The organism is Pseudoalteromonas pernae (genome assembly GCF_039831865.1).
Lineage (GTDB): Bacteria > Pseudomonadota > Gammaproteobacteria > Enterobacterales > Alteromonadaceae > Pseudoalteromonas > Pseudoalteromonas pernae.
In genome coordinates, this window is record NZ_JBDODM010000001.1 from 120,099 (window position 1) to 131,895 (window position 11,797).

Below are 11,797 nucleotides of genomic sequence, written 5' to 3' on the forward strand. Positions count from 1 at the left end.
CCGGCATCTCTATTCATATAATCCGTTGTCTCTCTTGCACTCTTTTGGGTGGTTGCTTACTCCCCGAGTAAGCTAGAAGTTCCTCGTCACTTTTAGGCTATCCGAGCAACAAGCATTCCCGCAATCATCTTCCAGATGTCTGCTTGTTGGTACTCGCTCGTTTACTTATGTACTTCATTTCCACTTAATACAATAAAAGTCGCTTAACACTACAGAGCCAAAGGTGACCATGCTTTAAGTAAAACACCTTATTCATACAAATAGACGCTCAAATGTTTTGTAATTGAAGTGTAATTAATTTCATTGTTTGAGGTGTAGCTCTTAATTTTCTATCTCTTAAGTATCTGAAAATTATGAATTAGATTTATATTAGATAACTTTAAATATCGCACAATGTGATCCTTTGTAATTAGAGAAAGATTAGATTTTATATGGATTGCTTTAGATTTGGACAGTCCGTAATAAATGTCCTGTTTGTAATAAAGTCGTTAACTTTTTTGCAGGCCTCAAACCCTACAAACTATAAACAGGAGGCATGATGATTTTTAAGAAGAAGGCAATTGCACTTTTTGTAAGTTCATTATGTATACATGGCGCTTTTGCAGCCACACCGAATTCGAATGATATCAAGCATGTTGAATCGATTAATAACAACCAACAAGAACAACACCAACAGCAATATACAATTACTTTAACTGACCAAAACCAAGGCGGTTCACCAACACACCGTGTAATTGAGCAGCAAAACGAACTAATCAATTATATAAGAGTGTTGGACCCTACATCACGTTTACAAGCACGAGCTAAAATTTTAGGCAATTTTATTAGTGTCACTGCATCAGTAGATTTAGTTGAAAAATTACAGGGGCATGAGTCAGTTGCGTCTATAAGCGCCACAGACGTCGAATATACGCCCCTTGTGCAAAAACAACGACTTCATGCACATGTTAGTAATGATGTTGAAACAGAAAATGTTACTCAACTCACACCTTACAATAATGATGAGAATGCCGGTGAAGGAGCAAGTGTCGCAATCATTTCAACAGGGGTTGATTACACTCTAAAATTGTTTGGTGGGAGTGGCGAGCTTGGTGATGACGGCGATGACAACACTCCTCCGCCAAGTGGGAGTTACCTAGAAGCATTAGAAAATGGCGCTATAGAATATGACGGCTTTCCTACCGATGTAATTCAAGGAGGTTGGGACTTTGCAGGAGAAAATTTCGGTAATGATGCGAACCCCATTGATCAATATTACCAATATGAAAGCTGGAATGGTTGGGTTTACCCGACTGGTTTAGGCACAAAGCTTGCCAGTATAGTGCATCAACTTGCTCCAGGTGCCGCTATTCATGCGTATAAAGTTTACAACGTTGATGAGAACCGCGGTCGTGGGCCGAGTTTAACGCAAATTGTGGAGGCAATAGAGCATGCGCTGGATCCTAACCAAGACGGCGATACAAGCGATCATCTTGACGTTGCGCTTATAGATGGCGCAGGGGCAGCTGGCTTCTATGCTCCAGATGGAACAGCGTCATTTACTCTTAATCAGCATTTGTTAGACAAAGCTGCGGCGTTAGGCCTTACAATTGTTACTGATGCTGGTGGCCTTGCTCAGTGGTCTATGTATGAAGAAGCAGAGCAAAAACATAGGTACTGGCTGTCATCCAACGCATCCGTAACTAGCTCGATTGCGGTAGGGTCAATTCAAAATGAGGATGACGTGTATCGTGTTTCTGACTTTTCACCAAAAGGACCAGTAAGGGGGTCGCAAGCCCTTAAGCCCGAAATAGTAAGTATGGGTGAAGACCAACCCGTTGCATTAATCACTCAGCCTCTGCATAGTAATCCTGAAGCAACAACCGATACTAAGTTTATCTTAGACACTGGTAGCCAGCTGGCAGCGGCACGAATTGCGGCCGCAGCGGCAGTCATTAAAAGCAAGTTCCCATCTGCTGGACCGGCAGAAATTAAGGCAATGCTAGCAAATACGGCGCACAATTCTGGAATTTTAGAATCTGAAAGTGAGCTTGAAGCAGAGTTGTACTCTGTTGGGCACGGCATCGAAGATGTTTCGTCGGCGACGAATACCGCAATTTTCGCGTGGGATGCGCACACTTATCAACCATACCTTCAATTTGGTACACATGAAGTATTGGAAACTAAGCACTTAGTGAAAAATATCACTGTACGAAACGTTACTGATGAAGTGCAAACTTACACTGTGTCCTATGACGCCTTTGGAGAGGTTAGTAGACTTGATGGCGTAACTATATCGCATCCGCAAACGATCAGTGTCCCTGCAAACCAAAGCATTACTTTCGCAGTGGCTGTTGATATTAATGCGGAAATGCTTAACCCATGGCCGTTGAGAAGTGCTGGGGACTTCACTGATGAGAACCTAAAGCGTACCGAACTTAATGGTTACATCACGCTAGCTAAAGAAGGTTACCCAGATGTAAAGCTTGGCTGGATGCTACGTGCGAGAGCAGCATCTAATCTTCTCAAGAAGCCGAATACCGTCGAATACCCTATATATTTAGGCTTCGACCCAGATACGTATCAAACTCAATGGGAGCATTTAGATTTCGCAAGAGAGCAATTTCCAGACGGTGAATATGGCAGTGCTGGTTATACGGCATATATGACTTCAATTGTTAATGAATCTCGCACGGAATCTACGTTTAATGCGTACCCTGTAGTCATTCATAAAAACCACATATCCGAAGACAAAAAAGCGCTCAATGGGCATTTTATTCAAACAGTCGGTGCATCTGTTACTGATGAACCATTATGTGAAGTGTCGGGTAAAAAGTTTTCATTGGCTGTACGTCTTGATAAACCGGCTAACACGACTCTTGCTAATTATATGGACAAAGTGCAAGAAAGGTTGTTCTTCTACGACATATTCCACGAATCAGTAGTAGAGGAAAACGGTTGGGATGATGCATTCAATGGAGCGTTTATTTACGACGAAGCAAAGCTGTTTAATCAGCCCTATGTATCTATTAATGAGCATGGCCAACCACAAACTTACCTTATTGATTACAATAAGGAATACAATTGGAATGAGCCGCGAGGCCGAATTGTAAAATCAAGTTTACCAACCTTGTTCACAAGCGATGGTCGAAACATTGTGTCGCAATTTTGTTTAGAAGATACATTTCACCATGAGATAGACAGTGTCGAGGATTTTGACCAAAACCTAGGCATTCATATTGAGACAGATCGTGATAGCGGCAGAGGCCCAGGTGAGCCGATGGCGCAAATTAATCCTGTCAAAGGCGGGTATGTAAAGTCTGAAACTGTGTGCAATGACTGGGGCTGGTGTTCTGAGCAAGTAACAGACACCCGCACATTAGTTTCGTTTTCAGACGCGAGCATTGAGCCAAATGAAGCATCATGGTTGTCTAGCTACACAGCACAGCCCGGAGAAGAGATAAATATTGTCGCTATTAAAAAACCAGAGATGGGTTTTGGCGGATTATCGACAGATTCGTTGGCAAATGACTCCTTACCTAAATTCTTAGTATTGAGCGAGAATGATGACTATGGACAGCTAGGCTATGCTGGCTATCAAGACGATGATGGCAGCATTATTGCCGATGTGCGCCAAGGTCAAGTGTTCAGTGTCGCAGAAAATGTAGAGTCGGGCACGGTAATTGGGCAATTAGAATTCGATACGTATGGATTCTTTACCTATCCAAATGGCACGAGAGAAACCTTGCAGGTTGACCTAGTAAGTGTTGCTCCTAATTCGCCATTTCACATTAACGATAACTATGAATTGGTTGTCGCTAACCCTGAAGCATTTGACTATGAAAACAATACTCATCTCGTAGTTAAAGCGGTGACTCGCCAGAGTAACAACATAGGCAAGACAGCTGAAGTACTGGTAAATATTATTAACCAAAACGATATTGCACCATCAGTTAACTCTGAGGTTGCGGCAAACCTGCAGTCGATAGATGTTCAGGTGAACAGTGAAGGTGAGGCCTTAATTGAAATTTCGTTTGATGGCCTGTTTTGGGATAGTGAAGGTGACATGTTGACTTACTCTATTGAGTCGAGTTTACAAGGGCTAAGCCTTTCTGGGACTGACCTCTCTGGCGCAATCAACCAAGCCGGTACACACGCTATCACCATTACTGCATCTGATGGTGTTAGCCAAGCGAGTCATACGATCTCAGTCATTGTCGCTGAAATGCCAAAAGAGAAAAGCAGCGGTGGCTTTGGTCTCTTTATCCTACTAGTTAGTAGTTTCCTTCTTTTTAATCGTCGCAAATAGAGGAGTATTAGGGGGCCTAGTCTACTAGGCTCCCTGATTTTATTGCTTATGAAATTAAAAAAACCACTCATACCTTTTGTTTACGTATGTGCGGCTACCCATCTAGGAACGCATGCGCTTGTAAATTCAGACGTGCAACTTAACGCTCAAAATTCAAAAGAGCAGTACCTGATTGATAGCAAGTCTTACAAGCAACGTAACGATAACCTGTACTTTGTAGTGATGAAAGAACCCTCTCTAGTTAGCTATTTGTCAGAGAGTTCATCGCCTTCTATTTTGTCCGGTGAATACAAAAATAATTCAGAATTAAATGTCCATTCACCAAGTGCTCTTGCTTATAAAAATGAATTGGCAAAAAAGCAACGTAGTTTAATCAACACCATGAATAACGCACTGGCAACAAGTGTTCAGCCGACGCATAACTACCAAACAGCAGTTAATGCCATTGCAGTGCACTTAGATAATGAGCAAGTGTCGTTCCTAAAGCGCTCAGAGCAGGTCTTGAGTGTCGAAAAAGTAGGTTTGCATCATATTAAAACAGCAACAGGGCCTGAGTTCGTGGGCGCAAGAAGTGTTTGGCAAGGAGATAATGAGCATCAAGGCACTATGGGAGAAGGAGTCACTGTAGGTATTATCGACTCAGGTATTAATGCATTACACCCATCGTTTGCTGATGTTGGTGGAGACGGTTATGACCACACTAACCCATTAGGAGAAGGAAACTATTTAGGGGATTGTCAGCAATATCCTAAATTTTGTAACGACAAACTGATTGGCATTATCAGCTATCCACAAATCATTGATAGCTACCCTGAAATCGTTAACACAGAGCTAGAGGATATCCAGGATAAAGTTCACGTTGGCTATGACTTCAATGGACACGGAACGCATGTTGCTTCAACTGCCGCTGGTAATGTTGTCAAAAACGTTAACAGGCGTCTAGTAGTTGAAGACACAAGTGGAACAATTTCAAAGCCCAGTGCATATAACTTCGAAAGTATTAGCGGTGTAGCACCACACGCTAATATCGTGTCTTATCAGGTATGTAACGAAAATGGTAGCTGCTTCCCTGAGCTTGCTATAAAGGCGATTGAACATGCTATTGAAAATAACATTGATGTTTTAAATTACTCTGTAGGGGGCGGCGCAAGAAACCCTTGGGGGACGGCTGACGCACTTGCATTTTTGAATGCACGCGAGGCAGGTATTCATGTTGCCGTTGCTGCTGGCAATGCGGGGCCAAGCCCAGAAACCGTTGGCTCACCAGGTAATGCCCCATGGGTGACAACCGTTGCAGCCTATACTCATGACGCCGATTTTACCGATAAAAGTTTAAGCGGGTTTTCTGGTGGGGAATCAGTTCTGTCCAAGATGACTGGAAAAAGCGCCACTGTTGGCTATTCTGCTTCTGTTGTTATCCCCGAAGATACGCAGTGTCTGGCGCCATTTGAAGCAGGTACATTTGACGGAGAAATTGTCGTATGTGAACGCGGAGAAATAGCACGTGTGAGCAAAGGCATCAACGTTGAGGCAGGTGGTGCTGGTGGTTTAATTCTGATTAATGTGGACAATGGTGCGGACAACCTTGTTGCGGATGCACACGTACTGCCCGCTATTCATTTGTCCGCTGAAGATGGTGCAGAGTTAACTCAGTGGTTGTCATCAGGAAACGAGCACTATGCTACTATTGGCGCAGCGTCATTAACTCGCAACCCAGAGCTCGGGGATATAGCAGGGGTATTTTCTTCTCGCGGGCCAAATATTCCATATGCTGGTGTACTTACTCCTGATATCGCAGCACCGGGTGTTGATATTCATGCCGCTTATGCTCAGGACAAACCTTTTTCAGAGAACGCAGAGCAAATTGCCTACGCACCATTGTCGGGTACATCGATGGCAAGCCCGCATGTTGCAGGGGCGCTGGCGTTAATTAAAGCGACTCACCCAACTTGGACGCCATCACAGGCGCAGTCAGCGATAATGTCGAGTGCACATGCGCTGACTTACAAAGATGATGACTTTGATGGTACTAAAGAACGTTCAACTCTTTTTGACCACGGAGCAGGTAGCTTACGTGTAAACCAAGCTATTAATGCCGGCTTATTACTCCACATAGATAAGCAAGATTACTTAAATTCAGACCCAGAATTAGGTGGTACACCCAAAGATTTGAATGGTTCGTCTATTGTCTTGGAACACTGTATATCGCAGTGCACGTGGACACGAGAAGTTGAGGCGACAAAAGATGGTACTTGGAGTGCACGCTACGACTACATCACTCCTGGCTTTGATTTATCTGTGACTCCCTCCAGTTTTTCACTGCAAAAGGGCCAAAAGCAAACGCTAACTTTTACTACTGCCGCAAATGCAGACCTAGCGAGTGAGTGGACACACGGTTATGTTGTGTTCAGCGCGAACAATGTTGAAATCAGTGATACGCACTTTCAAGTAGCAACACGATTTAAAGCCGGTGAAATTGCTTCTGAGGTTTCCGCGACGCTGAATAATGTCGATAATACGCTTGTTATTGAAGATGTATTTACATCAGGCTCGTCAGATTTGCAGGTAAGAGGGCACGGCCTTGTCAAAGCACGACAAGCGACCGGCAGTGCGAGTGGCGCAGATTCGAACTCTGAAAGGAATAGTCCAGCTACAAATTTGCATACTGTCTTTTCACACCCGATCACAGTAAAGCCTTATACAAAGCGCTTGATAGTTAATGTGGCGAATACAACCGCACCAGATATTGACCTGTACGTCGGTATAGATGAGAACAATGATGGTGTTCCAGACGCTACGGAAATGTTCTACTCATTGTTGTGTGTAAGTGGCAACGCTGACTCCAACGAGCAATGTGAACTAGAAAATCCACCAACTGGCAATTATTGGCTCGTGGCTCACAACTACCAGGGTACAACGCCGGGTTTGGAGGATGAGGTTGTTTTGGAATACGCACAGGTTACTTATTCACCCGAGCCGACCTTATCTATTGCCGCCCCGAGTGATGTAAAGACGAATGAGTATTTTGATATCGAGGTTGAAGTGGCTGGCTACCTTAAGGAAGACAGCTTAGAAGCGCTTAAAGAGGGAGAGTCTTATTATGGAATAATTGAAGTAGGTACTCGCCCTGACTTAGATATTAATGTAGGCACAACGCTGCTTAAAGTGAAAGGTAAGGCACCTCAGGAGGTGAATACCGCGCCTATTGTCGTAAACCCAATTACTGATGTTCAATATCAGCTGCAATCAAACTCGGTAGTGCTGGTTGAGATAGATGTTGCAGATGTTTTTGACGATGAGCAACAGGATGAACTGACCCTGAGTGTTTCAGGCGCTAAGCAATTAAGCATTCAAGAACAAAAACTCACTGGTTCGTTCGACGCAGCAGGCACCTACAGCATTGTATTGACTGCATCAGATGGGCAATTAAGTACGTCAACACAGTTTGAGTTAGAGATACTGGCAGCGCCGATTGTTGCTCCTCCCGCCCAAGAGGTGCCTCAATCAGGTAGCGGTGGCAGCGTGTCTATTTGGTTAATGATGCTTATCGCATTTTTAACTAGGGTAAGACAAGCGAAGCATTATCACTCTCGGTATGAGGTTGGCTCTCAGATATAAGTTGATTTGGTTTCCCAACTTATGCAAAGCGTCTCATTATTGAGGCGCTTTTTTAATAAAAAGTCCAGTCATTGCCCGTTGCAATAACAACACAACAAGCAAAAATAGCGCCTCAATCGTCCAACTGACCAGCAGTGCAAAGACTACTGAACTGACGAGAGCTTCGGTATCAAGTTGTATCTGTGGCGTATAGTTGTTCCATACTTGTTTAGAGATGCTGAGAATAGGTGATTTGAGTAAATGAACGTAAGGGTGCGTGTCAAAATCATCTAAGGCCGCTTCAAGTTCGTTTTCACGCTCAAGCAGCAAGGCTAGGTTTTCACCGCCTTTGGCATAAACAGGATCATCGCTTTTTTGATAATGCGCGAGCAGCTTCTCCACCGAGCCGTCAAAGAACTTCTTTGCATCTCGCTCAAACGGCGCCATATTTAATTGCGCTTCAGAATAGGCGCTTCGTAATGCATGGCCATAGTCATTTTTAAAACCAGGTACTTGCAGGCCAACCAGTGCTGCGATAAAAAACACACAGAGTCTCAGGTAGTTACGACACCACCTAACAAAGTCGAACATCATAAATAAACTTACGGAACAGTGAGAGATGTTTCCAGTGTGTCATCGATAGCGATAAATTGCGAGGGCTCTAACCCAACGTGATCGATGTGTTGGCGATAGCGTCCACGAAGAATATCAACCCGTTGCACGAACGCTTCCGTTTGTCTAAAAGGCGGCACTCCACCGTAATGCACAACGTTACTCGGTCCAGCATTATATGCCGCCGCAGCGAGTTTACTGTTGCCTTTAAAGCGTTTTAAAAGTTCGGCAAAATACGCAGCGCCCGCGGCGATATTCGCGCCGGGATCAAACGGATCGTCTACGTTAAACTCTTTGAGTAACAACGGCATCAGCTGCATCAGCCCTTTGGCACCCTTTTCTGATTCCGCTTTGGGGTTGAAACCCGACTCGGCGTGAACAATGGCTTTTAGCAAGGCTAAATCAATACCGTGTTCAAGTGCCGCTGAACGCAGGTGCTCATGATACTTGTCAGTATGAAGAGGCGTGCGATGCCAATCTGCCAACTCAACGTCACATTCATCGCATTTGATTTTGATAATTTGAAAGCCACTGACTTTAGGTTTTACGTCAGTGAATACGGCAACACCATCTTCATTTAGGTAATGATAGACGGTGGTTTGCGCGCAGAGAGGAAAGGAGGAGCCAAACATCAAGATAATAGCCATAGTGGCTTGATTTTTAAGCAACAAGGACATTGTCTTTACCATGGCATCCTCTCGGTTTTTGACCCAAGTTAAAGACTAGCACAAACTCATAAATTAGGATGAGAAAACAATGTACATAAATGTAAAGTGTCTTCTCATCAACGAGTTAAGGTGAATTATTTTTTATATTTGAAAATCATATATCGACCCTAGCGCCATAATTTGCGTTAATTCATCCAAAGCTTGGTAACTTTCGCTGATCAACTGAGGATCGCGAAGGTCTTCTAATGTCAGTCTGTCTCTGTAGTGCTTGTTCACCCAAGAGCACAGTGTGAGATAAAGAGTATCATCTAACAAACACTGCGGGTTAACGCCCGTTAGTTCAGCTTGATTCAACACCACACGTAAACGAAGACAAGCGGGACCCCCGCCATTTTGCATGCTTTGTTTAAGGTCCACATAGTGCACTTTTTCGAGCACGTTGCGCTCTACCAGTTGCTGTAAGTAGCGATTAACACTGTCAATACGTTCACATTCACCAGGTGCAATGAGCGCAAAACCACCATTATTAAGGGTGATGAGTTGGCTATTAAACAAATAACTGCCTATGGCGTCATCAATACTTACTTGCTCATTTTCTACTTGAGTAATGATGAGTTGCTCACCTTGAGTCACTTCGCCATAGGCTCTTTTGATGCCATCTAGCGTTTGGCTTTGATTAACAAACGCTTGTTCATGACAAAACAGCATGCGCTCATTACCGACGGCGATAACATCGTTATGAAATACACCCTGGTCAATAACATCAGGGTTTTGTTGTACAAACAGTGATTGCTGAGCGCCAATCTGATGCAATCTCGCAACTGCCTCAGACGCTTCTTTAGTATGCCTAGCGGGAAACTTAGTAGGGGCAGGAGCTTGCGAATTAAACGCTTCTCGCCCATAAACGAATAAATGCAGACCTTTGCCACCGTGTTGAGCGCATAAACGAGTATGATTTGCAGCCCCTTCATCCGCGAAATAGTCATGCATCGGCAAGGCTGGATGGTGACTAAAATAACCTTCATCGGCAAAGGTCGCTTTGAGTATTTTTGAAGTGAGCGGTGCTTCAATGGCACGATGTAATTTATTACTGAGGTTCGCAGCGGTGAAATGAACCTTACCATCATTGGCGTCGGTTGACGGACAAACAGTCGCGGCGTTAGCTGTCCACATTGCAGAGGAAGAAAAGCTGCTGCTTACTAAGGTAGGGTTGTAAGCAAATGCTTTTTCCACCACTTGGCTATCTGTGCCTGTAAACCCGAGTTTGCGTAATAGGTGTAAAGCAGGGCGGGCATGCGGGGCTATAACGCCTTGGGATAACCCTAGGTCGCTCAGCATCTTCATTTTGGCCAAGCCCTGTAGCGCCGCTGCTTTTGGGTTAGAAGGTTGGCTCGCAAAACGTGCGGAGGCCACGTTACCAAAAGATAGGCCTGCGTAATTATGCGTAGGGCCGACTAAACCATCAAAATTTACTTCTTGATACGACATATGTTTCTCTGTGTGGTCCGACTAAAAGAAATACTAAACATGTATTGTTTAGGTGGCTTGGTGCGCAAGAGCCAGTTCAATACGTTGTAATTCATCAAGCAAGCTCTTTCGCTTTTGTGCCAGTGAACGTTTTTCACTGGCATGTTGGCGAATGGTTTTATAAATGTAGCGCTTTGATAAGTGCGTGCGCTCGGCAGCTTCTGTCACCGTTATTTTATGCGATAACAGCAGTGGTAATAGGGGCTCGAGCTTACTCATGGTAGTCACCTCGATTTGGAAACTCATGGATTTGCCACGTGTCTATGTCCAAGTGCCACAGCAAATAGAGGGTATCTAGAATATTTTTCATGATCGTGTTCCTTTGACCTATTGCGGGTGCACTAAGTTAAAAGAAAGTTTCATGCCACTAATTAAAAGAATCTTAAAAACAATCACTTATGTTTTTCATGAGGTTTATGTACGCAATGCAAGCACTATTTTGGTGAGGAATATTTGTGCTCTGCACAGATTTGGACTTTAGTTTGAATTGCTTTATAACACTCAGGTGTACCTATATAAGGTCTATTGAGGTAAGTGATCCGTCCACTTGCAAGTCCCATTAAAAGGGTCAAAGTTGGCACTTATCCTGCTGAGTAGATGAAGTGGATATCCAAAGCTAATGAAAACATGGAGAAATGACCCATTTTGCACCATATTGGAGCAATCAATGCACTGTCATATAGCATCCATATTTCACTGCTAGGCTAATCACAATACTTTGCAAGCACACCGATTTGCTGAGCAGTATCCATAGCACATTGATGTGGCGGTCAAATACACAACCATTGTTTGGAGCCCAACTATGCTAAAGAAGCGCTTTTTTAAAACCAAAGAAGAAGCTGAAGTCACATTTGAATATGCACACCCTGATGCGCAGGAAGTGTCGTTAGTTGCAGAATTTAACGAATGGCAACCTGTTGAAATGCGCTATTCAAAGAAGGATCAAACCTTCAGAACCAAATTACGCCTGCCAAAAGACAGCGAGTTTCACTTTCGCTACTTAATTAATGACGAACAATGGGATAACGACCATAAAGCTGATGCTTATGTTGCTAACGGTTTCGGTAGCGACAATAGCGTAGTATCAACGTTTGCGAGTTAGTGA

Annotated in this window: 7 protein-coding genes; 3 read left to right on the forward strand and 4 right to left on the reverse strand. The window is 43.8% G+C overall.

Annotated features, from left to right (window positions below; genetic code table 11):
* Positions 1-535 precede the first annotated feature (535 nt).
* Positions 536-4,288, forward strand: coding sequence for a S8 family serine peptidase (locus tag V1358_RS00545; RefSeq protein WP_347392253.1), 3,753 nt, complete (start codon positions 536-538; stop codon positions 4,286-4,288).
* A gap of 132 nt (positions 4,289-4,420) precedes the next feature.
* On the forward strand, positions 4,421-7,906 hold the full coding sequence (locus tag V1358_RS00550; protein WP_347392254.1) for a S8 family serine peptidase: 3,486 nt from the start codon (positions 4,421-4,423) through the stop codon (positions 7,904-7,906).
* A 36-nt stretch (positions 7,907-7,942) separates the two neighbouring features.
* On the opposite strand, the gene V1358_RS00555 is transcribed toward V1358_RS00550, so the two are convergent.
* From V1358_RS00555 to V1358_RS00570, 4 genes are all read right to left on the reverse strand, one after another.
* Positions 7,943-8,479, reverse strand: coding sequence for a DUF2937 family protein (locus tag V1358_RS00555; protein WP_347392255.1), 537 nt, complete (start codon positions 8,477-8,479; stop codon positions 7,943-7,945).
* An 8-nt stretch (positions 8,480-8,487) separates the two neighbouring features.
* Positions 8,488-9,186 carry a lytic transglycosylase domain-containing protein gene (locus tag V1358_RS00560; RefSeq protein WP_347389487.1) on the reverse strand — a complete coding sequence of 233 codons (699 nt, stop codon included), beginning with the start codon at positions 9,184-9,186 and terminating at the stop codon, positions 8,488-8,490.
* Between the two features lie 120 nt (positions 9,187-9,306).
* Complete coding sequence (gene astB, locus V1358_RS00565; RefSeq protein WP_347392256.1) at positions 9,307-10,653, reverse strand: N-succinylarginine dihydrolase; 1,347 nt, start codon at positions 10,651-10,653, stop codon at positions 9,307-9,309.
* 48 nt (positions 10,654-10,701) lie between these two features.
* Positions 10,702-10,911 (reverse strand): hypothetical protein, encoded by a 210-nt coding sequence (locus tag V1358_RS00570; protein ID WP_347389485.1) that lies wholly within the window; start codon positions 10,909-10,911, stop codon positions 10,702-10,704.
* 583 nt (positions 10,912-11,494) lie between these two features.
* On the opposite strand from V1358_RS00570, the gene V1358_RS00575 reads away from it, so the two are divergent.
* Positions 11,495-11,794, forward strand: coding sequence for an isoamylase early set domain-containing protein (locus V1358_RS00575; protein WP_347389484.1), 300 nt, complete (start codon positions 11,495-11,497; stop codon positions 11,792-11,794).
* Positions 11,795-11,797 lie beyond the last annotated feature (3 nt).